Source organism: Fulvivirga ulvae (assembly GCF_021389975.1).
Classification (GTDB): domain Bacteria; phylum Bacteroidota; class Bacteroidia; order Cytophagales; family Cyclobacteriaceae; genus Fulvivirga; species Fulvivirga ulvae.
Genome location: NZ_CP089981.1, coordinates 5,046,270 through 5,071,026 on the forward strand (window position 1 = coordinate 5,046,270; position 24,757 = coordinate 5,071,026).

Genomic DNA, 24,757 nt, shown 5'->3' on the forward strand with positions numbered 1-24,757 from the left:
ACAATAAATGGATTCTAAGTTAGTAAGGCGAAAATTTCTTGAGTTTTTTGAAAACAAGCAGCACCAAATAGTCGATTCTGCTCCTTTGGTTAATAAAGATGATCCTACATTGATGTTTACCAATGCAGGTATGAACCAGTTCAAAGACTACTTTCTGGGTAATAAAAAGCCGCAGTATAACCGCGTGGCAGACACCCAGAAATGCCTGAGGGTATCGGGTAAGCATAATGACCTGGAAGAAGTAGGGCTTGACACTTACCACCATACCATGTTCGAAATGCTTGGCAACTGGTCATTTGGTGACTATTTTAAGAAAGAAGCCATTGCATGGGCCTGGGAATTACTTACCGAAGTGTATGGTTTGCCCAAAGACAGGTTATATGTGACTGTATTTGGTGGTGATGAGGGTGATAAGCTTGATGTAGATCAGGAGGCTTATGACTACTGGAAGGAGATCATTGCTGAAGACAGAATACTTTACGGCTCAAAAAAGGATAACTTCTGGGAGATGGGTGATACCGGACCCTGCGGACCCTGCTCAGAAATACACATTGACCTGCGAAAGCCGGAAGAGATAGAAAAAGTACCCGGCAAGGAGCTGGTTAATCAGGATCACCCTGCAGTGGTTGAGATATGGAACCTTGTATTCATGGAATTTAACCGTCTGGCTTCCGGAGAGTTAAAAAACCTTCCTGCAAAGCACGTGGATACGGGTATGGGGTTTGAAAGGCTTTGTATGGCTATTCAGAAAAAGTCTTCAAATTATGATACCGATGTATTTACACCTTTAATAAACTTTCTGGCTGAAAAAGCCGGAGTTAAATATGGTGTAGATAATCAAACAGATATTGCCATCCGTGTAATTTCAGATCACGTAAGAGCCATTGCATTTGCCATTACTGATGGACAACTGCCATCCAATACGGGGGCGGGTTATGTGATCAGAAGAATATTGAGAAGGGCGGTACGCTATGGCTTTACTTTCCTTGATTTCAAAAAGCCTTTTATATATGAGCTGGTGCCGATCCTTGTGGACCAGTTTGAGGAAGTGTTTCCTGAACTCAAAAGCCAGAAAGATTTTGTGATGAGGGTGATAGAGCAGGAGGAGGCGTCTTTCCTGAGGACTTTGGAAAACGGACTTAAAAAGATAGATTCCGTGAAATCTGAAATGGCTTCAAAGGGCGAAACGGTTATAGATGGTAAGTTGGCATTTGAACTTTATGATACTTTTGGTTTTCCATTTGACCTGACGTCTCTGATTGCCAGGGAAAACGGACTTTCAGTTGACTCTGGGGGCTTTGATACAGAAATGCAAAAACAAAAAGCCCGATCTAAGGCTGATGCCGCTAAGGAAACCGGAGATTGGAATGTAGTAGGAGATCAGGAGAATGTTGAGTTTATCGGTTATGAGCACCTGGAGAGCGAGGCAAAGTTAATAAAGTATCGTACCATCAAACAAAAAGGGAAGGAGATCTACCAGGTAGTACTCGACAAAACCCCCTTTTATGCCGAAAGTGGTGGACAGGTCGGAGACCAGGGACACCTTGAAGGATATGGCGAGAAGATCAGTGTACTCGATACCAAGAAGGAAAATGACCTGATCGTTCACTTTACTGATAAACTGCCTGTTAACCTTGAAGGCTCTTATAAAGCTGTGGTAAGCGCGAAAAAACGAAAGCTAATCATGAGTAACCATAGCGCCACCCACCTGCTACATGCCGCATTAAGATCCGTTCTTGGCGAGCATGTGGAGCAGAAGGGATCGTTGGTTAACGATAAAGTGTTGAGGTTTGACTTCTCTCACTTCCAAAAAATGACTGATGATGAGATCGCCAGGGTGGAACATATCGTGAATGAGAAAATCAGGGAGAATATTCCGTTGAATGAAAAACGCAACGTACCCATAGAGGAGGCTAAGAAAATGGGTGCTATGGCACTGTTCGGAGAAAAGTACGGTGAATTTGTTCGTGTCATTATGTTTGATCAGGGTTACTCTGTAGAGCTTTGCGGAGGAACACACGTGCCTGCTACAGGTAATATTGGCTTTTTTAAGATAGTATCCGAAAGCTCCATAGCAGCCGGTGTAAGGAGAATTGAAGCGATAACCTCCGAAGCAGCTGAAAAATATATAGAAGAGCAGTTTGCTTTGGTTGATGAGTTGAAGGAGTTGCTCAAAAATCCAAAGGATATTAAAGCAGCAGTTCATAGTCTTGTAGAGCAAAAAAGTAAACTGGAAAAGGAAATAGAAAAATTACACGCAGGTCAGGCTCAAGGCATTAAGAAAGAACTTCTTGGGAAAGTTAAGGCTCAGAATGGCGCCAATGTAATAATAGAAAAGGTAGCAGTACCGGCAGGCGATGCATTGAAGAATCTTTCATTTGAGCTCAAAAATGAAGTGGAAAACCTCTTCATGGTGCTGGCTGCAGATATAGAAGGAAAACCTCAGATTGCCGTGGTTATAGGAGATAACATAATTAAGGAAAAAGATCTGAATGCAGGCACAATTGTAAGGGAGCTGGCTAAAGAGATCAAAGGTGGTGGTGGTGGGCAACCATTTTTCGCTACGGCAGGTGGTAAAGACATAGGTGGACTTGATAAAGTTTTGGAGAAGGCAAGGGCTATCATTTAATTTGAAGGTAAATGGATAAATCGATCAGAGATAAGTACACGGCTGTAATTGGTCTGGAAGTGCATGCACAGTTGCTGACAACTACTAAAATATATAACTCCGACTCGGCAGAATATGGTAGCCAGCCCAATACCAACGTAAGTGTGATAACCCTTGGCCACCCCGGTACTTTGCCCAAACTTAATAAGAAAGTGGTTGAATATGCGATCAAAATGGGGCTTGCATGTCAATGTGAAATTAGCCGTGAACAGATATTTGACCGTAAGAATTATTTTTACCCTGATCTTCCAAAGGGCTACCAGCTTACGCAAGACCGTACTCCAATATGCAAAAATGGTTTTGTAAGGGTTTTTCCGAGGACTGGCGAACCGCGTGACATTCACCTGAACAGGATCCATATTGAAGAAGATGCGGGCAAGTCTATCCACCTGACCGAAGAAACCGATACACTGGTTGACTTCAATAGAGCGGGGGTACCGCTGATCGAGATTGTTACAGAGCCGGATATTCGTACATCAGATGAGGCACATTCCTTCCTGACGGAAGTCCGGAGGCTGGTACGTTACCTGGATATCTGCGATGGAAATATGGAAGAGGGTTCATTGCGATGCGATGCGAATATTTCTATTATGCCCAAGGGATCAAAAACTCTGGGAAAAAAGGTTGAGGTTAAAAACATGAACTCCATCAGGAATGTACAACGAGCTATAGACCATGAAATAGAAAGACAGATATTGGCTGTCGAAGGAGGTGAAGAGATATTTTCTGAAACACGGACATTTGATGCCAATACAGGTACTACATCCGGAATGCGTACCAAAGAAGAGTTGAACGATTACCGCTACTTTCCGGATCCTGACCTTAGCCCACTGCATGTAACGGAAGAATGGCTGAAAGCTATTGAAGAAAGTATGCCAAGCCTGCCTCATGAGCTTTTTAATAAGTATGTGAAGGAATTTAACCTGCCTGAGTACGATGCACAGGTTCTGACTGATACCAAAGAGATTGCACTTTATTTTGAAGATCTCTGTACCAGGACTGCCAATTTCAAGGCTGCCTCTAACTGGATAATGGGGCCGGTGAAATCATATCTAAATGAGCACAATCTACAGATTGATAATTTACCACTGTCTACTGAGCGTCTGGCCGAGCTGATAAGGCTGGTAGATGATAATAAAGTGAGTTTTTCGGTGGCATCGCAAAATTTATTTCCTGAGATGTTAAAGCAAAACGGCATGACGGCATTGGAAACTGCGGAGGCATTTAACCTGTTACAGGATGATGACAGCGATGCTATCAGCGTATTGGTAGATGAAGTGGTTGCAGAGTTTCCGGATAAAGCGGCCGCTTATAAGAAGGGACACAAGGGCTTGTTGGGCATGTTTATGGGAGAACTGATGAAGCGCAGCAAAGGAAAGATAGACCCGAAAATGGCCAATGAGCTGTTGAGAAGCAAATTAAGATAATAAAGGCAAAATTATGTATATGAACTTTTTAAGATTAGTATTGATATCTGTAGTTTCTTTTTGGGCATGCTCGTCCAATCCCGCTTCGGAGCAAAGCAGTGAGGATATGATCAAGCTCTCAGGAACAGTAGGCTACCCTCAGAACGGACTTATCATCCTGGAGAAATTTAATGGAAATGTACCTGTTCCGCATGACACCATCACCCTGAATGAAAAGGACTATACCTTCAGCGAGCAGGTTAAGGTTGAAAATCCCGGATATTATAGACTCAATTTTTATGGAAAACAGTTTGTGCCATTAATTCTTGACAGAGATGATGTAGTCATTAATGTGGATGGAAATAATCAGCAAGGGTTCTATGAAGTAAAAGGGTCGCGCGATCATGATTTTATTAATGAAGTACAGGCCATGGCTAATCAGTTTCAATCTTCCGAAGCTGTTCAAAGCATTAACCAAAGATTCAAATCCGCTAGCCAGACAGGGGATGAGACTGAAATGGATGCTTTAAGAAATGAGTATCTGACGCTTGATGCGCAACTTAAAGAGCAATTGAAAGCTAAGATCGACTCTCTCGGAGCTTCTCTTGGAGTGGTGGAGATTTTGAAATCCGGTCGCTACCTGGATAAAGACGAGCATCATGACTTTTTTGTGAAGTATGCTGATCTGCTTGAAAATGAAATGCCGGATTCTCCGATTGCGCAGGAGTTTATTAAGGATGTGGAGCAAAGCAAAAAGCTGGCTATAGGCCAGATTGCCCCTGACATCGCCTTGCCCAACCCTGACGGTGAGATCGTAAAGCTTTCTTCATTGCGTGGTAATTATGTGTTGGTGGATTTCTGGGCAAAATGGTGTAAGCCGTGCCGTATGGAGAATCCTAATGTAGTAAGGATGTACAACAAATACAATGAGAAGGGCTTTGAGGTTTATGGAGTCTCCCTCGACAGAAAGCGTGAAGACTGGCTTGAGGCTATTGAGCAGGACCAACTACACTGGACCCAGGTGTCTGACCTGAAGTTCTGGAACTCAGAAGCGGCAAGGCTGTACAATGTAAACTCAATCCCTTTTGCTCTTCTGCTTGACCCGGAGGGCAAAATCATAGGTAAAAATCTTAGGGGACAGGCACTGGAAAATAAGCTGGAAGAAATATTCAGCGCAAAGGCTGAATAAAAACGGCCTGATTACAAATCAGGAACTTTATCCGCTTTAAGTGAAATTATTACGGGCCGGTGGTCGGAAATATGATCTTCATAAACACTGATGCATCGGTTCAAAGCAACTGTTTTTGTGAAAATGCGGTTGTCAGTCAGTTCATTGCTGATAAGAATATGGTCGATATGAGCTGGCCAGGAAGGGTAACTCCAATGCTCTTCACTTTGAAGTGCTATTTCTTTGTCTGCAAAAGTATAATGGTTGGCATCTGCTACAAAATTCAAAAAAGGTGTATCGTCTGATATGTCATCGTTAAAATCACCCAGTACCACTATGTTTTGCGTGCTTAGTGAGTCGTCAAGATACTGCTTCAGCATTATGCTGGCCTTTGATCTCCGCTCCTTACCATCCTTGCAGCATTTGAGATGAATGTTGACAAGGGTGACCTCCAACCCATTTTTATGTTCAACGGTAAGTAATATTGGTTCACGGGGAAATTCGTAGCGGTTATCAGGAAAAATACTTTTTAGTGTGCCTACAGAGACAATTTCTGATGTTTTATATAAAAAGCCTGTTTCTATGCCACCTCGAACATCATGGTAAACCCCTTTCCATCCTTCAATTTGAGTTGCCAATCTGGAAAAATCTTCCGGCGAATCTATTTCCTGAACTGCGATAACGTCAGCAGTTGATGTTTTAATGATATTGCTTACCAGGCAAAATGTGGTACTGTCTTTTGGGAAATTTTCGATATTCCATGTCATGATCTCCAGTGTTTCAGAAGAGGGCAGAGCTATACAGGACGATAATTGGTCAGATATGGATGTACAGGCCGGATCATTATCGCTGGTGGCTGGTAATTGACGATTGCTGCACCAAGTGGAAATTATAGCAACAATCAGAAGCAGGATATATCTCATAGATAGTTTTAATGAGCAGCAAAGGTAATTAACCCGACTTTATCTGCCAGTTATTCAACTTCTTTTTCCTTTTCGAATAATCTTATTTGATAACAAGTGTGCCGCTAAGATATTTAAGTTCTATTTCGGCTTGTTTTGCAGCAAAAGCAGCGTTTTGATATCTGATTTCAGCGTTGATCAGGTTGATCTGCGACTCACGCAACTCTAATGCATTGGAGAGGCCTATCTGGTACCTTTCCTGGGCTATTTCATTATTTTCCTTTGCTACACTTAGGTTCTCTTTTTCCAATTTTAGCAAGTCCAGGTTGTTTCGATAATTTATGTACCTGGTTTTAATATCGGTTGTGAAAGCCAGCAATTGGTCTTTATATTGATACTGGGCTGTTTCGTACTGGATTTTTGCATTGGTTAGCCTTCTGTTAACATTGAATCCATTGAAAAGAGTCCATCTGGCGGTTACCCCATAGGTGATATCATCCGAGTTTCCGCTTAATACAAAGCCGGCAGGTGTTTCAAAACTGGAGTGTGTATAATCTGCAAAAACACCGACTTCCGGTAACCGGTCGCCCTCAACTATTTTTTTATCGTAGAGGGCTATGACCTGGTCTCTTTTCAGGGCCAGCAACTGGGCATTTTGAGATTCCAATTGCTCTAGAAGTTGACCTAACAATATATCGGAGTTATTTTCAACTTCATATTTAATGGTAAAATTAAGGGTGTCCTGCTCTATAGCCATCAACTCCATAAGCTCAAACTTCCTGACAGCAAGCAACTCCAGTTGCTTGATCATAGACGATTTATCTGCATTCAAATCAACCTGTGCCTGAAGGAACTCTATTTTTGATGCCTTGCCCAGTTCGTATTTATCTTTTGATACTTTTAGCCTTTCCTCTGATAATCCCACATTGCTTTCAAAGAGCAGCAGGCGCTCTTTTTCCCATGCAGCATTGTAAAATGCAGTAGTTACATTATAGACCAAAAGTTCTATCTGAGCCCTGGTCAGGTCTTCGCTTTGTTTGTTCAGAGCTTCCAGCTGATCATAGGTCGTAAACATTTTGAGCCCGTCAAAAATGGTCCAGTTGAGGGTGGCACCGTAGGTTTCCCGCTGGCTTTTGGCGCCATTGTCGCTGACTTCCCCGGTTGATCTTTGTTGTTCAAAGCTTTGAATCCCGTAATCACGATTGTAACTGGCAGTAAGCGAGGGCAGAAAGCCGGCATTGCCAAGGGTATGATTATTTTGAGCAATCTGTTCGTTATTTTTTGCTATTTTAATGGAATAGTTATGTTCCAGAGCTGTTCCAATGGCCTTTTCCAGTGTTAGCTCTTCCTGGGCCAGCACCGACGTAGCCCATAAAACAGTAAAAGTGATCAGGGCCAATCTCATCATAGTCTTGCTAATCTTTTGTGTTTACTGGTGATGTAAGTATATACTGCGGGTATAACGAACAGCGTAAGTACAGTAGCGAACAACATACCTCCAATTACGGCTATTCCCATTGAAACCCGGCTTTCTGACCCTGCTCCTAATGCCAGAGCAATAGGTAATATACCCAGGATGGTAGATAAACTAGTCATTAATATAGGCCTGAAGCGCGCCTTGGCAGCACCAATAATGGCTTCTTTAATGTCCATATCGTGCGCTTTTCTTTGATTGGCAAACTCTACTATCAGAATACCGTTTTTAGTTACCAGGCCAATGAGCATAATAATACCGATCTGGCTGAATATATTAAGCGTTTCACCAAAGAACCAAAGGGATAAAAGTGTGCCGGCCAGTGCCAGTGGTACCGTAAACATTATGATCAACGGATCTCTAAAGCTCTCGAATTGGGCCGCCAGCACCAGGTAAATCAGTATAAGGGCAAAGGCAAAAGCAAAATACAGGTTGTCAGCACTCTCCTGGTATTCCAGAGAGCTTCCGGCTAGAGCCGTACTAAAGGAACCATCAAGCACTTCGGCTGCTATTCTGTCCATTTCTTCCAGGCCGGCCCCTAAAGTGTACCCTGGAGTAAGACTGGCAGAGAAGGTGGCAGAAGCAAACCTGTTGTAGCGGAATAGCTGTGGGGGAGTACTTTTTTCTTCAAGAGTTACCAGGTTATCCATCTGCACAATTTCATCCTCATCATTTTTTACATATATAGATTTGAGATCGAGCGGATCATTACGATTTTCCCTTTCTACCTGGCCTATGATATAGTACTGTTTACCATCTTTTACAAAATAGCCAAATCTCTGACCGCTTAAGGTCAGCTGTAGCGTTTGGGCCACATTGCGAACAGATACACCCAGATCCCTGGCCTTGTCCCGGTTAATAGTGACGTTTAGCTCAGGTTTGTTAAATTTCAAGTCAAGGTCCACAAAATCAAATACAGGACTTGTCTGTGCTCTTTCCTGAAACTCAGGAAGCACATCTTTTAGCTTTTCAAGATTAGGCGCCTGTATTACAAATTGTACGGGAAGCCCGCCACGCCTGTCACCAATAGTTTGTGGCTGAGTAACAAATGCTCGTGCCCTTGTGTTTTTAGCTATTTTAGGCTTCAGCGAATCTACAATTTCGCTTTGGCTCCTGACCCTGTTTTCCGCATCCTTAAGTTTAACTATTACAAAGGCGGAGTTAACCGATGAAGATGCTCCGAATCCAGGCGAAGTTATTGATATAATCGATTCGTTTTCAGGAACTTCATTTTGGGTCATGCTGATCATCTGATCAACATAGAAGTCCATATATTCAAAGGTGGCGCCTTCGGGACCTGTTGCAATCACCCTGAAAGTTCCCCTGTCCTCCAGGGGAGCCAGTTCATCAGGTAATTGTTTGATAAGACCATAAATGGCAAATCCGGAGATCAATACAATGGCAAAAGCTACCCAGCGATGTTTCATAAAAGAATCCAGAGCATCACCATAAATGTTATTCAGCTTTACAAAAAAAGGCTCTGTTTTTCTGTAAAGCCAGTTATGTCTTTCACGCCTTTTGAGCAACTTGGACGAAAGCATTGGCGTAAGGGTAAGGGCAACAAAGCTTGAAATAATTACTGCCCCGGCTACCACAAGGCCAAACTCTCGGAAAAGACGCCCGGTAATGCCCTGAAGAAAGATGATGGGAAAGAAAACAGCTGATAGAGCCACTGTAGTGGATATTACAGCAAAGAATATTTCTTCAGTGCCTCTTTTACCAGCTTCCATAGGCTCTTCGCCGCCTTCGATTTTCGAATAAATATTTTCCAATACCACAATGGCATCATCCACTACCAGTCCTATAGCCAGCACTATGCCCAACATGGTTAGTACATTAATTGAGAAGTTAAAAAGATACATTAAAAAGAATGCACCGATCAGGGCAATAGGCACGGTGATCACGGGAATAAAGGTGGTCCTCCAATCGCGCAGGAAGATAAAAATAATGAGCACTACCAGGAAGAAAGCCAGATAAATAGTCTGCTCTACTTCATTGATGGAGTCCTGAATGTATTCGGTATTATCAAATGCTACAGAAACCTCAATATCATCAGGCAGGTTCTTCTTTATACCTTCAAGTCGCTTATAAAAGTTTTCGGCGATGCTCAGGTTGTTGGTGCCCGGCTGAGGTACAATGGCCGTCATTACCATGGGTATACCATCATTTTTAAGCACTGTACGGTCATTTTCAGGAAAAAATTCAGCTCGTCCGACATCTCTGAAGCGGATTATTGTTTCTTCATCTTCGCGGATAATAAGATCATTGTATTGCTCAGGCGTATTAAGTCTTCCCAGCGTCCTGATCGTTAATTCTGTGGATGAACCCTCGATTCGTCCTGAGGGCAACTCAAGATTCTGCGCGTTTACGGCTTCAAATACATCCAGTGGAGTGACCTGGTAGGCCGCAAGCTTTTCCGGGTCCATCCAGAGCCGGATAGAATACCGTTTCTCTCCCCATACCCGTACCTCACTTACTCCTTCGATAGTCTGGAAGTTTTCTTTAAAAGTATTGTCTGCAATCTCTGACATTTCCAGCAGGCTTCTTTTTTTGCTAAAGATCCTGAGAGCAATGATAGGTGAGGAGTCTGCGTCTGCCTTGGAAACAATGGGAGGGTCTGCATCGGGAGGTAAGTTCCGCACCGCGCGGGAAACCTTGTCCCTTACATCATTAGCCGCAGCTTCAAGGTCCGTGTCGAGCCCGAATTCTACACGAATGGTACTACGGCCCTCTCGGGAAACAGAACTCAGGGTTTTGATTCCTTCAATGCCGTTGATCGACTCTTCCAGCGGTTCGGTAATCTGAGTCTCTATCACATCAGAATTTGCACCTTCATAACTGGTCGAAACCGTAATAATGGGAGGGTCCACACTGGGATATTCTCTTACACCCAGGAAATTGAAACCCACCAGGCCAAACAGGATAATTGTTATTGACATCACAACAGCCAGTACCGGCCTGTCAATGCTAATATTGGATAAACTACTCATTACCTTGAATTTCAATGTCCACGGAAGTTCCCTGTTTGAGCTGAAGCGTACCGGAAGTGATTACCGTATCTCCCGGACTCAAACCGGAAATGACTTGTATTTTGTCAGCAGTTCTTATACCTGTTTCTATCTGCTTTGCCTGAGCAACACCATTTTGATAGATATACACCTTTTTACTGTTAAGTTCCGGGATAACCGCCTCGGTAGGTACCATAATTGCGCTTTCATAACTGTTCAGTGTGAGCTGTATTTTTGCAAACTGTCCGGGCAAAAGCTTATTTTCTTCGTTCCCACTGGTGGCCCTGATTTTCAGGCTTCGGGTCTTCGGGTCTATTTGAGGTTCGAGGGCATAGATTTCACCCTTAAAAGCCTCTTCATGAGCATCTGTAGTGAAAGTTATTTTATCCCCTGCATTTACCTGGGAGGAATACTTGCCCGGAACTGAAAATTCTATTTTGATTGGGTTGATACTGTATAAAGTGGCAATGTTATCTGAAGGATTGAGGTAGCTGCCTACACTTACAGAACGAAGACCGATAACGCCGCTGAAAGGTGCACGGATCTGATGTTTGTCGAGCCTTACCTGCCTCACTTTAATGTCAGAGCGAGTAGTATTTAAGGTGGTAAGCGCCGTTTCATATTCTTCCTGGCTAATAGCTTCTCTTTGAAGAAGCTGCTTTTGCCGATATTCAATGTCTTCGTTAAGCTTTCTCGTAAATTGAAGTTTCTCAATTTCGGCTTTTACTTCATCATCGTTTAACTGAACAAGAAGCTGCCCTTTGTTTACCTGCTGACCTTCTTTGAAATATATTTTTTCAACAACACCTGCCACTTCGGATCTTAGAGTAACGGACTCGTTAGCCATTAATGACCCGGTAGACCTAAGGTTATTATCAAGGTTAGAAGCGCGGGCAATTACAGCGGTAACAGGTAGCTTCTCCGTGGGTTTAGAAGTTTGCTCAATACTTTCCGTGGTACTTTCGTTACCAAAATCTAACTGTGGGTAAATAATAAACCCTATTGCAGCTAAAACAATAATAACGATCAGGATTTTCTTGATTGTCGGATTCATAACTTGTAATTATCCTGCAAAGTAATGTTGAAACACCGGCTATAGCATTACCGCTTATAAAATTATGACGTACGCTTAAACAAAAAAGCAAATACAATTTAAGTAGTATTTGCCAAACCACGGTATTTTCATTCACCGAAATTAACAAAGCAGCTTACCAGGCTAGCTTAAAGTATCCGCCACTATCATCATCTAAAAAGCGGCTAAACATGAGACTGATGCTGCTGAAGAACAGGAATATTTATCCAGGTATGAGTATGTTTCTTGATGGCATTCTGGTATTTGTCAATATCTTTCCTACCGGCGCTGACCATCACCTCCAGAAAATTTTGTTTAACTCTGTATCTGTCATTCTAAGTTCCTTTACAACAATCTCTTTGAGTTTATTTAACGAGTGATTATGCTCCGTTGATTTATAGTCGTCATTAATGAGTAAACCAGTGAAACGGGCATAATGTTTAAGGGGACTACGGATAGGGGAACCAATCCCGGATAATCGGATTGGGCTATTTTTCGGAGGGTATTACACCTGAGTACCGGAATATTCGGTCTTCACCACTGTCTATACCTTCTGCTACTACATCAGCTTCAATTTGCCACTTACCATCTGCTAATTTTTTACCCTTTAATATACCACTGACAATTGGATTGTAGCCCCTGTCCATGCACCTGCATTCACTAATAAGAACATAAGCCAGTCTTTCTTTCCACTCATCACTGTTAATTTCAAAGGATTTTATACCTCTGGCAATATCAAAAATTAATGTGGTAGTAACCTGGGCATCGACTCTGGGGTCACCTCCATGCACAGTTTTAATTTCAAAGACTGTATACTTGCCTTTTTCCATCTTTACACCATCATCTGTGGAGATCAGCTTTTTGTGATGGGTGATGGTAACCTCTGGCAATTCAGGTTTGGTGGTATCCTGAGCGTTAGTAGTGGCGATGTTTGCCACTACTAATGTTAACACTGAATATACTATACTACAAGCATATTTAATCTTCATGTATGACGACTTTATTGATCTTGTCTCCCTGGCGAATCTGATCTATAACGTCCAGGCCTTCAACTACTTTGCCAAAACATGTGTGGTGCCTGTCCAGGCCTGCGGTGTTGTCACGGCTATGGCAAATGAAAAACTGGCTGCCACCGGTGTTTCTTCCGGCATGTGCCATGGAAACAACACCCCTGTCATGATACTGATTATCTCCGTCAAGCTCACAGTCAATTTTATATCCGGGGCCACCATATCCGCTGCCTTCCGGGCACCCACCCTGAATTACGAAGTTGGGTATTACTCTGTGGAAAGTAAGGCCGTCGTAGAATCCTTTTTTAGAGAGGTCAACAAAATTTTTTACTGTATTTGGAGCATCTTTTTCGTAAAACTCCACCTTCATGGTTCCTTTTTCGGTGATTATTTCTGCTGTTTTCATTTATGAAATTAATATGGATATACGTTTCCTGAAGTTTAGGTGCACAAAAAACTTTTTGCGAATCTTTTATCCAAAGGTATCAAATTTCTCCTGTAATCCATTTATTTTGTATGCATGCTGAGTATCCAAACTAAAATGAAATTGATCAACTGGTGGCCGCCTATGCTCGGAACAGGTATCAGTTTGAAAAAAGTATCTGAAGATATGACCACTTTTGAGGTGATCATGAAACTAAGGTGGTATAACCGCAACCTTGTAGGGATACATTACGGAGGCTCGCTTTACTCTATGTGCGATCCCTGGTATATGTTTATTTTAGTAGCTAACCTGGGTAAAGAATATGTTGTACTGGATAAGGCTGCAGCCATAAGGTATAAGAAACCCGGGCGGGGTACCCTGAGGTGTACATTTCATATCAGTAAGCAAAAAATAGAAGACATCAGGCAGGAGATAGAAGCGATTGGTAAAAATGACTATACATTTACGTGTGAGGTGATAGATGAAGAAGGTGAGGTAGTCACCGAAGTAGATAAGGTAGTTTACGTTCGAAAAAAAGGGTTTGATTTTGAAGCTCTGGAAAAGGAAAGAGAGGCTGGAATAGCTAAAACTCCAGAGTGAGCTGATAGGAGACAGGTTCCTCCAATTCATGATTTAAATTTGATATAGAGAGTCCTAACAATCTGATTTTTACATCTGATAAATCCAAAGTTGTCAGCAACTCTTCATATAGAGACGTTATCTGTTTTTCATTTTCTATCCACTTGGTAATGGTTTTGCTACGGGTAATCTGTTGAAAATCATAAAATTTTACCTTCAGGGTTAGTGTTTTGCCTCTGGTGTTTGATCTCTCCATGCGGTTAACCAGAGTCACTTTGATATGTTCAAGCTCTTTTCTTATTTCATCGGGCTGAGTAAGGTCATGTAAAAATGTATTTTCGGCTCCGAGTGATTTCCGGATACGGTGAGGGTTTACTTCACGATCATCAATGGCCCTCGCTATACGGTAGTAGTACCTTCCTGACTTACCAAATCTCATAGCCAGGTCAGACTCGCTATATCTTTTCAGATCCAATCCGTTTTTAATGCCCATTTTGTGCATTTTTTCTGCTGTTACTTTTCCTATTCCGAAAAAGCGCTCTATAGGCAGGCTTTCTACGTAGGCTGCAGCTTTATCCGGAGGTATAAGGAAAAGGCCATCAGGTTTATTTACATCAGAGGCTGTTTTTGCCAGAAATTTATTAATTGAAATACCGGCTGATGCGGTGAGCTGGGTTTTTTGTTTGATGCGCGCCTTGATCTCCCGGGCAATAAGGGTTGCAGAAGGCATATTCTTTTTGTTGTGAGTTACATCAAGATATGCTTCATCGAGGGAAAGTGGCTCTACCAAATCAGTATATTCAAAGAAAATTTCACGGATTTGGTTTGATACAGCTTTATAAGCATCAAACCTGGGTTTAACAAAGATCAGGTCCGGACATTTCCTTGCTGCAATTGAGGAAGGCATAGCGGAGCGAACTCCAAATTTCCGGGCTTCATAGCTGGCTGCAGCTACCACACCGCGATCTGAGCTTCCCCCAACAGCTACAGGTTTCCCTTTTAACTCCGGATTGTCACGTTGCTCAACCGAGGCATAAAAAGCATCCATGTCTATATGTATGATCTTTCTCATTTATATATGCTCAAATCTTCCTGATACATTTTGTACGATTAATTTATCAGTTGGATTTTTACCAAGCCTGTCAACATCAAAATTAGTTCAATTATTTTATTTGATCTTTCTGAAAAGGTATGGGATATTTGTGTTCAGGCTTATGTATGATGAATAAAAAGAAACTGTTTTTATTATTTGCATTGATTTTTTTCGGGGCGATGATTTATATTACCTACGATATATCGATGCGTACTACTTTTCCCGGGTCAAAACCTCAGTTAAAGGAGAGGCTGCTCCATGGAGATGATCAACAAAAGGATACCATTGGGAAGGGGATGAGTGATGTTGATAGTCTCAAAACTCTGCAACTTAACGGCAATTAATGCATTTTGTCGGAAGTTTTATTGCGTTTGTCGACCTGAAATTGATAAAAGCCATAATAGGTTGTAAGTTAGTATCAATTAAAGCCAACTATAGACAACAAAGAAATCCCTTGAGGCCAGGTCCTTGAGGGATTTTTTATTTGTAGTCAACCTCATTCACATAGGTTTTGCAGAAAAATAGAGCTTGTAATGAGAGCCTTACCACTACAATCGGCAACCTATATTTACCCAAGGTTGCCTAAACTAACAAAAACCTGTGGAGTAAGTGGATCGGAAAACAAGAATTCTTAACGTAAAGCTTACCCGTGAAACAAGATAAAACTGCCCCATTGCCAATTTCCATACTGATTTGCTTACAGCTTTTGCCGATTGCTATTAACAACTTTCTGCCAAATACAGAATTAAAAAGTTCGTGTCTACCCAGAAATTCCGCCTGATCCTAAACTAAATGCAGTGTCTCTTCGGAAATTCTATTGATCCGTAATGATGATCATCAAACCTTTTGCGGTTTGTAGAGCATCATTACCTTTTAACGGCAATATAAGTTAGCTCGTCGTTCTGGTGTTTGCACATGAGCAGGATGATATTACCTTTGAATCAATTAAAGCCAACTATAGACAACAAAAAAATCCTCTGAGGTCAGGTCCTCTGAGGATTTTTTGTTTATTCCCTTTAATACTATATTTTCTGGCTAATCTAAATTGTAATAATCAGAAAATACCATTCATTAATCTCTTAGTATTTACCTGCCCTGAAATGCGATCAGGAGTAAAAATATAAGGAATAAGTGGATTTGGGAAAAGGTAAGCCTAATACTGAAATTAGTAACCCTGTTGCCTTTTACTTTCTAGTCCCGGATCATACAAAAATATAATCCATACCCATTACCTATTATAGGAATTTTTAGTGCTTTATTTGACCTTTAAGCTTTTTCAGTTTCTTGGAAGAAGCTTGAAACTGTTCGTTTGTTATTTCTGCAGTTTGGCGATGATATATGCCATTGACCGGAGTGCTATTTGTACATGAGCCGGATGATATTACCTTTGAATCAATTAAAGCCAACTATAGACAACAAAAATCCCCTGAGGCAAGGTCTTCAGGGGATTTTTTTTATATCACAGTCGTGAAAAATCCAGGTCAAAGCTTTGATATCAATTTACTTACTCTATAAATGATGTGGAGAGTGGAGGTAAAAACCTGTTATTGACAATTACTGCACCTGGACGACGATATATGTTACTGATCGCTGACTTGTTTGGAGGTGAACCGGAAGACATTACCTTTGAAATAATTAAAGCCAACTATAGACAACGAATTATCCCCTGAAGCCAGGTCTTCAGGGGATTTTTTGTTTTACACCACTTTATTATTAATAACATGTGAAGCTTGCCACTGAAAATCTGTAAACCTCGCTTATTGTTGTACTATATAAGTTTGCCAACTGCTATTAACAACTGTCTGTCAGCAAAGTGAGAATTTAGGGTCTACCCAGAAGTTTTGCTTTGATCACGTTCTCATGAGTTTAAGAATCACAGGGGCTCAGCGCTTATCAACATCAATGCTGATTTTTTATATTTTGAAGCTATTCCGGATTTGGTTTTAGTTTATTGTTTTTCACCCGTAGTCAGTTGAAAATTGTTGATAACCAGCTTCTATTGCTTAAATTTGCTCTGAAACACGCTATTATATCAATATTGTTCACTTATTGTACACCTCTATTCTGAAAGGTGTATACCCCATATAAGCAAGTATATAGCTCTTTCCAAAATTTGATTTATTCTCTTTGTCTTAGGGTAAAGTGGTAGCTCTGTTTGCTATGATTTTACTCAAAAGTTAAAGTTTAAACTCGTAAATTGAATAAGGAGGCAACCAATGCAAAGCTATCTCCGTGATGAGGGCAAAAGGTCAATAAATCCAGTTAATCCTGACTATGACATGATCTTGATTGAGGGATGTAAAAGTAAAAATAGAGAAAGTCAACGTATGCTGTACAAGCATTACTATGGCTATGCTATGAGTATATGTGTCCGGTATGCTCAGGATCAGGAAGAGGCCAGGGAAATCTTAAATGATGGCTTTATGAAAGTTTTTGCCAAAATAGATATGTACGATCCTAAAAAGTCATTTAAAGGATGGCTCAGGAGGATATTGATCAATACGGCAATTGACCATTTCAGGGCGAATAAAAAGCATTACTACCATGCGGATATTACCGAGGGGCACGATCAGATGGATAGTGTTGATGTAATTGATGACATGTCTCACAACGATATCCTTGAACTTGTGCAGAAGCTTTCTCCTATGTACAGAACAGTATTCAGTATGTATGCTATTGATGGATATAACCATGAAGAGATAGCGAAACAGCTGGGAATATCCGTCGGTACCTCAAAATCTAACCTTTCAAAAGCCAGGGGCAATTTGAGAAAGATGTTAATGAAGATGAACAGAGAAATTTATGAGCAATATATCTGATAAAGATTTAGATAAGCTGTTTAGGGAAGCTGCGGAGGGCTATCAGGCATCTTTTGATGAATCTGCCTGGGAAGATATGGAGCGGAAAATAGATGATGGCGGAGATGATGGATTCTCTTACTTTAAGATATTGGGAGGTATAATAGCTATTTTGATGCTTAGCTCTGTAGCGATTTGGTGGATATCTTCAGAAAACCACCTGGCACTCACAGGGGCTGAGGACTCACACGCAACAGCTCAGGCCGCCGGGAATATTGAAACTTCAGGTACCGGTATGGAAAACGCTTTAGGAGTAAAAAAGGAAAACACAGTTGATGGAGCTGAGGATGCCGAAAATAGCCATCAGGATCACTTTTTAAACGAAAACGAGTCAAAGCAAAATGTTTCTGGAAATTATGACAGGGCACAACGCTTAAGCGGGGTGAATAGTGATGATCATGAAGAAGTTTCAGGCCGCTCCGGGGCAATTTCTGAAAATGAAAACTCCTTAGACCCGTCTGGGGTAGCGAAGGTGAATACTAATGCCAAACTGGAAGAATATGCAAAGCAATCGGGTAATAGCACATTAATAACTGTAGATACCAGTTCATCTGAAAAGTTGGCAGCAAAGCGGGAAAATGATCTGGAAAGAGCGAATTATGGTGACCCGGATAGTTTCGACCGTAAACATATAAGGAAAAGTGAACACAAGGATGAAGAGAAAAGCTCCACCAACATGTATGTGAAGGCTGATGATAAAGAAATGGTGCCTGACCGGCAAAACGATGGGGAAGATTTAGTTGAGGGTGAACCTGCCGACCAGGCACCTGATAACGTAGAGGCAGCCCGCTTAACCCGGGATAAGGTTGATAAACCTTTAACTTTTGAAGATGAAGCGGTACGACTGGCTGAGAATAACCGATCAGCCGGAGACAGGAACGGTAAGAGATTAATGCCTGCCTTAGAAGAAAGCGCTGATAACTCATCTCAAAAGAATAATCAGGTATGGGTTTACAGCCCTGCATTTCTGGAAAGGATGGACTACCCTGAATATCAATATCCATACCCGGAGGAATACCGTAAGTTAAATGGTGTAGAAATACCAGACCCGGTGAGTGCCAGGAGAGATGAGCAGGCCAGCCAAAGGGGCTTTGCAGTAGAAATGGCCTATTCACCTGACCTGACCTCTGTAGGTTATTTTAAACCAGACAGACCCGGAAGCAACTTTGGGTTGATGGGGTCATACTTTATGAATAGATGGAGCGTATCAACGGGTGCTATTTATTCACGCAAAATATATTTTAGCGAAGAAAGTTCCGGAGGTGGTTATTATTCCGGTCCAAGCGATTTTACCAGAATAGATGGAGACTGTAGGGTCATTGATATCCCCATAAATATAAGCTATTACCTGAGCAACAATGTACATCACGGCTTTTACCTGTCCGCCGGATTTTCCAGCTATATTATGCTCAGGGAGAATTATGACTTCCTTACCAAGTCTAATGGTACCGAAAGGGAGTGGTCAAGCGAATATGAAAATAAGAACAATCATTTTTTTAGTGTACTAAACCTATCACTGGGTTATGAAAGGCGTATAAAAAATGGATTTTTTATTCAGTTAGAACCCTTTGTCAAAGCGCCAGTCTCAGGTATAGGAGAGGGGAAGGTAGATTTGGTTTCTACCGGGGCGTTTTTAAATCTCATGTACAAGTTCAATCATAAAAATAAATAAAACAGACTTTTTAATATGGAAAGATCAATAAGGACATGTTGTGTTGCCCTTACTTTGGGACTATTATGGCTTTCAGGATGCTCGAGCGAGAAGGATCCCGCACCTGTAAATTGTGAAGACTCTAACCTGCAGGTTGAGGTGGACCAGGTACAAAATGTATCTGACTGTCTTGCGGAAGATGGAGGCGTAACTGTTTCCGCCCAGGGAGGAGAGGGAGACTTGCAGTATAGTGTCAATGGAGTGGACTTTCAGGCCTCAGAAGCATTTACAGGACTTTCTGCTGGTAATTATGTAGTAACAGTGCGCGATGCGGGTGAATGTGAGGTGACCACCTCGTTTTCAGTAGGTGTAGAAGGATCTATTTTGGCTATTAACAATATAAATGTAACCAGTGCGGGCTGCGAATCGGAGGAAGGAGTTTTGGTTATAGATGCAGTAGGTGAAGGTCAATTGTCGTACCAGCTGGATAATGGTACTTTCCAGTCTTCCAATACTTTTAATGGATTAGCATCAGGAACTTACAGGGTGGTAGTAAGAGAGGAAGCCGGCTGCGAGGTGTTTGAGCAAGTGACCATACTTAATGGTACCAGCTATGAGCAGCAGGTGAAGGAGATCATTACCACAAATTGTGCTATTGACGGCTGCCATAATGGTAATCTGGGAGCAAACCTAAACTGGAATGATTTTACCAAAGTGAAGGAACATGCTGATGGTATAAAAAGGCTGACTCAAAATGGCAGTATGCCACCATCAACCTCAAGCCAATCCCTGACGCAGGAGGAAAAAGACCTCATTGCCTGCTGGGTAGATGACGGAGCATTAAATAACTAAACTATAAATCAATAACAACCATGAATCTAAAAGTAAATTTATTAATCGTAATACTGGGATGCAGCATTACGGCTTATGGTCAGAAGTATAAGTCTGTTGAAAGTATGGTCAAATTCTTTTCTGAAGCTACTTTGGAAAACATTGCTGCCGATAATAAAGATGGATCAAGTGTGTTTGATGAGGAAAGCAGGCAGATAGTTTTTTCTATACCTATTACTTCATTTGTATTTGATAAATCATTGATGCAGGAACATTTCAATGAAAATTATATGGAGTCTGAGAAATACCCGAAAGCGGTATTTAAAGGCGAGGTGGTCAACTTTGTAAAGGGTAAGACAAATCAGAAAGTGACTGCTAAAGGTGATATGACCATCCACGGTGTAACAAGGACAATAAATGTCGATGGTATGATGGAGTATAAAGATGGCAAGTTACATCTCAATAGTGTTTTTCCAGTGCGTCTGGAGGACTACAAAGTAAAAATACCCCAGGTTCTCTGGCAAAATATTGCAGAAGAAGTGGAAGTGACCATCAACTTTATTTACCAACCAATTTAAGGAAGACAAACAATGAATTTCAGACTTGCATTTTATCTCTTCATAGCTGCATTTGCTATGACCATTAACCTACCGGCCATTGCTCAGGACGATTTGATGGATCTTGTTGATGAGCCGGAAGGGAAGCAATATACCTCTGCGACATTTAAAGGCTCAAGAGTAATACTGGGGCATTCTGTGGAGACCAAGCATAAGAAAGCACTTGAATTTTTGATAAGCCACAGGTTTGGCAGGGTAAATTCCGGAGCTCATAACCTATATGGTCTTGATAATGCGAATATCAGGCTGGGGCTGGAATATGGCATTACAGATGATATCAATTTCGGTATAGGAAGGAGCTCGTTTGACAAGAGTTTTGATACCTTTCTAAAATATAAGTTCATAAAGCAGGCTTCCAACGGAGCCCCTGTAAGTGTGGTGCTGTTTAATAGCCTTGCCCTTAAAACTACACCTAAGGAAGAGGATGATCCGACCTACTCATTCAATGACAGGCTGGCTACCGTAAGCCAGCTGCTGATCGCAAGAAAGTTTAGCAGCAAACTTTCATTGCAGGTAATGCCAACCTTTATCCATAAAAACAGGGTGGAAACATTTGATGATAATGATCAGATTGCCATTGGAGCGGGAGGACGTATTAAACTTACGCAACGGCTGGCCTTTAATGCAGAATATTATTATAGAATCAATCCGCCTGAGGGCAGCCCGTACAAAAACTCTATAGCGGTTGGTTTTGATATTGAAACAGGCGGACACGTATTTCAGTTGCACTTTACAAATTCGATCACTGCCATTGAGAGGTCATTTATTACTGAAACCAATGATGACTTCTTTGATGGAGATATTCATTTTGGATTTAATATATCAAGAACCTTTCAGTTAGGCGAAAAGAAGAAAGAAGCAGGCTGGTAAGTTTTTATTGCAGATAATAAAAACCACTCACTGGTTGCCTTAGTTAAGGCGCATTGGGTGGTTTTTTATTCTTTCTTATCACTGAACAACCCGTGCAGTTCCACGTCGATTTTGCTCACTATGCTGGCAAAATCTTCAGAGTTAGCCACAAAATCCATGTTATTCACATCCACGATCAATAGTTTGCCCAAATCGTAACTGCCAATCCACTCCTGATAGCGCTGATTGAGGTTTTTTAGGTAGTCGAGCCTGATAGCATTTTCGTATTCGCGGCCTCTTTTCTGGATCTGACTAACCAGTTTTGGAATATCAGCTTTCAGGTAGATCAGTAGATCCGGGGATTCCACATGCTGAATCATAGATTCAAAAAGCGTAAGATAACTGGAGTAATCGCGATCATTGATATAGCCTGACCTGTATAGATTGTTGGCAAAAATATAGGCATCCTCGTATATGGTTCTGTCCTGGACAGTAGATTTCCAGTTTTCCCGTATTTTCTTCACTTGCGAGAATCTGCTGTTAAGAAAATAGATTTGAAGATGAAAGGCCCACCTGTGCATGTCTTCATAGAAATCTACCAGGTATGGGTTGTCCTCTACAGATTCGAGTTCGGCTTCCCATCCGTAGTGTTTGGAGAGCATTTTTGCCAGAGTTGTTTTGCCGGAGCCAATATTACCACAAATAGCGATGTGCATGAGAAAAAATATTTGGGAGGCAAAAGTATTACTTCAGGGGTTAAGGAAAAAATAAAAATAAAAAAAGGCCGGTAACCAGCCGGCCCAAGGGCAATAACCTTATTAAAGCACCCTTATGAAGAAGTCTTTACTATGGTTCAAAGGTATTACTAGTATTCTTATCGTACAGTTTATTTGTATTATGGATGTGTTATATGTTTAACCATCAGATAATTTTTAGGTAAAGATTGTACCCGGGAAAGTTATTGTTACGTATGCGGCAGGAGAATATTCTTATTGCGAAAGGTGTAAACATGTTGTATTTTTATAGATGGTGAAAGTTTATAGCCATCGGTGTATTATTAAATTGTGAATAAAATGTTTGAAATCAGGATTGACAACCTTAGGAAGAGCTTTCTCCCGGACTTGCTTACAGATATTATCTCAATTCTTATGGATCAAAAGCTGTTATAAATCAGTTGTTACGATAACTTAAGTCATTGAAAAGAGGTGCTTAAAAAGATAGTTTCGTTACAACAATTTACGGGTACTTAAAACGGGTAATGGATATGGAACTACGAATGCAACTAAAAAGCGACTTTTTCAATCAAGCCAGTTGGGAACAGCTTTATATAATTACTGATCATTGGAAATCGGATCTTTGCTTTTATAATGACGAGACAAATTTCCTGAAACACCTTGTGGATAAATACACTATTTGGCTCACACTGCCAGGCAATATTTCGCAGGTAGAGCAGGTTTCTGAAAAGCTTCATGTCTGTGAGCGATTTAAGAATGACCTTTTAGCCACTATCTCCAGGCATATGAAACACATTAAGAACATGATGGAAAATCCTTTTGTACACGATGAGCAGGCATTCAGAGATGAGCATGCACAACTGGAAGATGATGTGGCAGACTATGTAAAAGCCCACAGAAGCCTTAAAAAGGAAATATTTGCCATTACCGAAGTGGTTGTGGAAAGCGAAAAACTACAGCATGTTTTAGGTAAAAACAATAATTTATAGAATGGCAAGCAGGTTCGGTTTGAAGTTCATGCATGATGGTATGGTTTCAAAAAAGCTGATTGCCAATCATACCCCTATGCCTGAAAGTAACATCGGCTAAATTTCCGAAAAGGACTGATGCTTTCAATACACGTAACTGAGCTAAGTTTAATTACCAAGTACCCAAATTCTATCTTTGCCTTTGAGCAGTGAGCGGTCAGCTTTTTTAATCCATTTCTTGATATTGGGAAATCAATAGTTTGAAAGAATTAAACGATTTGGAACCGAAGGGAAAGCATGTATTGCAGCAGTACATCCAGAGAATACAGATTGTTTTTTTTGCTGTTGACTTTGTGTTTCGCGTAAAACTTACACCAGCAAATGCAGCGCATGACCTCCTTTGAAAATATGTTTTTTTACGACAACTTTATGACAATGATGTCACAATATGCACTATTACCCCTATTATGCAGCTTTTGGTAAGAAAATAGTAAATGTGCTCTCTTTTCTGTAGGTGCTTCTTACCTTTATTTTACCGTTCAGTCTTTCCATGGCCATTTTGGCAATGTACAACCCCAATCCACTTCCTTTTGATGCTTCCGAGCCCCGGTAAAACATATCAAATATCTTTTTTACCTGGATGTCATCCACTCCTATACCATTGTCTTTTATACTTACCTCTATTCCATCTTTTACTGTTTCTACGCGGGTTTCGATTTGAGGATTTTCCTTGTATGGAGCGGTAAATAGGATGGCATTCTCCATCACCTTTTCCAGCGCCAGTTCAACCAGGTAAGGGTTGGATTCATAATGCTCTACATCCATTTCTGATGTAAACTCCACCTTATCTATCAGGTCGTGATGGTTTTGGTACTGATTTTTAACGATTTTTTTGATCAGGGCCGGAAAATTTATGGGGGCTACCTGTAGGGGGCCTTCAATGATATTGGTCAGTTGTTCAAGGTCATGGATCAGATGATCTGCTTTTTTTGCGGATAGTTCTATATGGTTGATCGCTGTGGGTAGCTCTCCTGTGCGGAGGTATAGGTCTATGATGTTGGTGAGCCCAAGGATAGATTTTATGGGGCCTCTCAGATCATGCGAGGCTTTGTAGAAAAATAGTCTCAGGTCCTCATTGGCGTTTTTTAATTCCCGTATCTTGTTGTTAAGGTGCCTGTTATAATGAGCACTGAGGCTGAATATGAGTAATGATGAGATAATTACAAAAAACCATCCTTTGAACATTTGAATTTCAAGGATAGACTCTTTGTCATCAACAAAAAAGCTTACAACACTATCAGAAACTAAAATCCATAACACACCAATAATAAAATAAATGATGGCGACTCTTGCCGAAGGTCTGATCTGGGGCATTCTTAGTAACTCTTATCTTTTCGCGAAATGTAAAATTAAGAGTACTCATAACATAAATAAGGAAATGTAAT

At 41.1% G+C, this 24,757-nt stretch carries 20 protein-coding genes; 11 read left to right on the plus strand and 9 right to left on the minus strand.

Annotated features, from left to right (window positions below):
• Positions 1 to 7: 7 nt before the first annotated feature.
• The 3 genes from alaS to LVD17_RS21320 are packed head-to-tail and all read left to right on the plus strand — an operon-like array spanning position 8 to position 5,263.
• Positions 8 to 2,629, plus strand: a complete 2,622-nt coding sequence (gene alaS / locus LVD17_RS21310; RefSeq protein WP_233761089.1) for an alanine--tRNA ligase — start codon at positions 8 to 10, stop codon at positions 2,627 to 2,629.
• 11 nt (positions 2,630 to 2,640) lie between these two features.
• Entirely contained in the window at positions 2,641 to 4,095 is a 1,455-nt protein-coding gene (gene gatB, locus LVD17_RS21315; protein ID WP_233761090.1) for an Asp-tRNA(Asn)/Glu-tRNA(Gln) amidotransferase subunit GatB, read from the plus strand.
• A 19-nt stretch (positions 4,096 to 4,114) separates the two neighbouring features.
• The gene (locus tag LVD17_RS21320; RefSeq protein ID WP_233761092.1) at positions 4,115 to 5,263 is read left to right on the plus strand and encodes a TlpA disulfide reductase family protein; all 1,149 of its coding nucleotides are present in this window, start codon (positions 4,115 to 4,117) and stop codon (positions 5,261 to 5,263) included.
• Between the two features lie 11 nt (positions 5,264 to 5,274).
• On the opposite strand, the gene LVD17_RS21325 is transcribed toward LVD17_RS21320, so the two are convergent.
• The 6 genes from LVD17_RS21325 to LVD17_RS21350 form a co-directional block, all read right to left on the minus strand.
• Positions 5,275 to 6,165 carry an endonuclease/exonuclease/phosphatase family protein gene (locus LVD17_RS21325; RefSeq protein ID WP_233761093.1) on the minus strand — a complete coding sequence of 297 codons (891 nt, stop codon included), beginning with the start codon at positions 6,163 to 6,165 and terminating at the stop codon, positions 5,275 to 5,277.
• An 82-nt stretch (positions 6,166 to 6,247) separates the two neighbouring features.
• Entirely contained in the window at positions 6,248 to 7,552 is a 1,305-nt protein-coding gene (locus tag LVD17_RS21330) for a TolC family protein (RefSeq protein ID WP_233761094.1), read from the minus strand.
• Entirely contained in the window at positions 7,549 to 10,608 is a 3,060-nt protein-coding gene (locus LVD17_RS21335; protein ID WP_233761095.1) for an efflux RND transporter permease subunit, read from the minus strand. The genes LVD17_RS21330 and LVD17_RS21335 overlap by 4 nt, the downstream gene beginning before the upstream one ends.
• Entirely contained in the window at positions 10,601 to 11,680 is a 1,080-nt protein-coding gene (locus tag LVD17_RS21340) for an efflux RND transporter periplasmic adaptor subunit (RefSeq protein WP_233761096.1), read from the minus strand. The genes LVD17_RS21335 and LVD17_RS21340 overlap by 8 nt, the downstream gene beginning before the upstream one ends.
• 506 nt (positions 11,681 to 12,186) lie before the next feature.
• Positions 12,187 to 12,687 carry a hypothetical protein gene (locus LVD17_RS21345; protein ID WP_233761097.1) on the minus strand — a complete coding sequence of 167 codons (501 nt, stop codon included), beginning with the start codon at positions 12,685 to 12,687 and terminating at the stop codon, positions 12,187 to 12,189.
• On the minus strand, positions 12,677 to 13,114 hold the full coding sequence (locus LVD17_RS21350) for a peptidylprolyl isomerase (protein ID WP_233761098.1): 438 nt from the start codon (positions 13,112 to 13,114) through the stop codon (positions 12,677 to 12,679). Before LVD17_RS21350 ends, LVD17_RS21345 begins: the two co-directional genes overlap by 11 nt.
• 135 nt (positions 13,115 to 13,249) lie before the next feature.
• Between LVD17_RS21350 and LVD17_RS21355 the strand changes: the two genes are divergently transcribed.
• Positions 13,250 to 13,732 carry a YiiD C-terminal domain-containing protein gene (locus LVD17_RS21355; protein ID WP_233761100.1) on the plus strand — a complete coding sequence of 161 codons (483 nt, stop codon included), beginning with the start codon at positions 13,250 to 13,252 and terminating at the stop codon, positions 13,730 to 13,732.
• On the opposite strand, the gene dinB is transcribed toward LVD17_RS21355, so the two are convergent.
• On the minus strand, positions 13,716 to 14,783 hold the full coding sequence (gene dinB, locus LVD17_RS21360) for a DNA polymerase IV (protein ID WP_233761102.1): 1,068 nt from the start codon (positions 14,781 to 14,783) through the stop codon (positions 13,716 to 13,718). The two genes, LVD17_RS21355 and dinB, sit on opposite strands and share 17 nt — an antisense overlap.
• A 146-nt stretch (positions 14,784 to 14,929) precedes the next feature.
• Here dinB and LVD17_RS21365 point away from each other — a divergent pair, with 146 nt between their 5' ends.
• The 6 genes from LVD17_RS21365 (at position 14,930) to LVD17_RS21390 (ending at position 21,631) form a co-directional block, all read left to right on the plus strand.
• The gene (locus LVD17_RS21365; protein WP_233761104.1) at positions 14,930 to 15,148 is read left to right on the plus strand and encodes a hypothetical protein; all 219 of its coding nucleotides are present in this window, start codon (positions 14,930 to 14,932) and stop codon (positions 15,146 to 15,148) included.
• Between the two features lie 1,872 nt (positions 15,149 to 17,020).
• A complete protein-coding gene (locus tag LVD17_RS21370; protein ID WP_233761106.1) occupies positions 17,021 to 17,623 on the plus strand; it encodes an RNA polymerase sigma factor in 603 nt (200 codons plus the stop codon).
• Complete coding sequence (locus LVD17_RS21375) at positions 17,607 to 19,334, plus strand: porin family protein (RefSeq protein ID WP_233761109.1); 1,728 nt, start codon at positions 17,607 to 17,609, stop codon at positions 19,332 to 19,334. Before LVD17_RS21370 ends, LVD17_RS21375 begins: the two co-directional genes overlap by 17 nt.
• 15 nt (positions 19,335 to 19,349) lie before the next feature.
• A complete protein-coding gene (locus LVD17_RS21380; RefSeq protein WP_233761111.1) occupies positions 19,350 to 20,165 on the plus strand; it encodes a hypothetical protein in 816 nt (271 codons plus the stop codon).
• Positions 20,166 to 20,185: 20 nt separating this feature from the next.
• Entirely contained in the window at positions 20,186 to 20,722 is a 537-nt protein-coding gene (locus LVD17_RS21385; RefSeq protein WP_233761113.1) for a YceI family protein, read from the plus strand.
• Between the two features lie 12 nt (positions 20,723 to 20,734).
• The gene (locus tag LVD17_RS21390; protein ID WP_233761115.1) at positions 20,735 to 21,631 is read left to right on the plus strand and encodes a DUF5777 family beta-barrel protein; all 897 of its coding nucleotides are present in this window, start codon (positions 20,735 to 20,737) and stop codon (positions 21,629 to 21,631) included.
• A gap of 65 nt (positions 21,632 to 21,696) precedes the next feature.
• On the opposite strand, the gene LVD17_RS21395 is transcribed toward LVD17_RS21390, so the two are convergent.
• Complete coding sequence (locus LVD17_RS21395; protein ID WP_233761116.1) at positions 21,697 to 22,326, minus strand: deoxynucleoside kinase; 630 nt, start codon at positions 22,324 to 22,326, stop codon at positions 21,697 to 21,699.
• A gap of 548 nt (positions 22,327 to 22,874) precedes the next feature.
• Here LVD17_RS21395 and LVD17_RS21400 point away from each other — a divergent pair.
• On the plus strand, positions 22,875 to 23,333 hold the full coding sequence (locus LVD17_RS21400; protein ID WP_233761118.1) for a hypothetical protein: 459 nt from the start codon (positions 22,875 to 22,877) through the stop codon (positions 23,331 to 23,333).
• A 444-nt stretch (positions 23,334 to 23,777) separates the two neighbouring features.
• Here LVD17_RS21400 and LVD17_RS21405 read toward each other — a convergent pair whose 3' ends face one another.
• Positions 23,778 to 24,686: a sensor histidine kinase gene (locus tag LVD17_RS21405; protein WP_233761120.1), complete on the minus strand. Its 909-nt coding sequence runs from the start codon at positions 24,684 to 24,686 to the stop codon at positions 23,778 to 23,780.
• Between the last annotated feature and the right edge of the window lie 71 nt (positions 24,687 to 24,757).

Coding starts and splice junctions, on each gene's coding strand:
- alaS (WP_233761089.1), top strand. CDS start 8: ATGGATTCTAAGTTAGTAAGGCGAAAATTTCTTGAGTTTTTTGAAAAC.
- gatB (WP_233761090.1), top strand. CDS start 2,641: ATGGATAAATCGATCAGAGATAAGTACACGGCTGTAATTGGTCTGGAA.
- LVD17_RS21320 (WP_233761092.1), top strand. CDS start 4,115: ATGAACTTTTTAAGATTAGTATTGATATCTGTAGTTTCTTTTTGGGCA.
- LVD17_RS21325 (WP_233761093.1), bottom strand. CDS start 6,165: ATGAGATATATCCTGCTTCTGATTGTTGCTATAATTTCCACTTGGTGC.
- LVD17_RS21330 (WP_233761094.1), bottom strand. CDS start 7,552: ATGATGAGATTGGCCCTGATCACTTTTACTGTTTTATGGGCTACGTCG.
- LVD17_RS21335 (WP_233761095.1), bottom strand. CDS start 10,608: ATGAGTAGTTTATCCAATATTAGCATTGACAGGCCGGTACTGGCTGTT.
- LVD17_RS21340 (WP_233761096.1), bottom strand. CDS start 11,680: ATGAATCCGACAATCAAGAAAATCCTGATCGTTATTATTGTTTTAGCT.
- LVD17_RS21345 (WP_233761097.1), bottom strand. CDS start 12,687: ATGAAGATTAAATATGCTTGTAGTATAGTATATTCAGTGTTAACATTA.
- LVD17_RS21350 (WP_233761098.1), bottom strand. CDS start 13,114: ATGAAAACAGCAGAAATAATCACCGAAAAAGGAACCATGAAGGTGGAG.
- LVD17_RS21355 (WP_233761100.1), top strand. CDS start 13,250: ATGAAATTGATCAACTGGTGGCCGCCTATGCTCGGAACAGGTATCAGT.
- dinB (WP_233761102.1), bottom strand. CDS start 14,783: ATGAGAAAGATCATACATATAGACATGGATGCTTTTTATGCCTCGGTT.
- LVD17_RS21365 (WP_233761104.1), top strand. CDS start 14,930: ATGATGAATAAAAAGAAACTGTTTTTATTATTTGCATTGATTTTTTTC.
- LVD17_RS21370 (WP_233761106.1), top strand. CDS start 17,021: ATGCAAAGCTATCTCCGTGATGAGGGCAAAAGGTCAATAAATCCAGTT.
- LVD17_RS21375 (WP_233761109.1), top strand. CDS start 17,607: ATGAGCAATATATCTGATAAAGATTTAGATAAGCTGTTTAGGGAAGCT.
- LVD17_RS21380 (WP_233761111.1), top strand. CDS start 19,350: ATGGAAAGATCAATAAGGACATGTTGTGTTGCCCTTACTTTGGGACTA.
- LVD17_RS21385 (WP_233761113.1), top strand. CDS start 20,186: ATGAATCTAAAAGTAAATTTATTAATCGTAATACTGGGATGCAGCATT.
- LVD17_RS21390 (WP_233761115.1), top strand. CDS start 20,735: ATGAATTTCAGACTTGCATTTTATCTCTTCATAGCTGCATTTGCTATG.
- LVD17_RS21395 (WP_233761116.1), bottom strand. CDS start 22,326: ATGCACATCGCTATTTGTGGTAATATTGGCTCCGGCAAAACAACTCTG.
- LVD17_RS21400 (WP_233761118.1), top strand. CDS start 22,875: ATGGAACTACGAATGCAACTAAAAAGCGACTTTTTCAATCAAGCCAGT.
- LVD17_RS21405 (WP_233761120.1), bottom strand. CDS start 24,686: ATGCCCCAGATCAGACCTTCGGCAAGAGTCGCCATCATTTATTTTATT.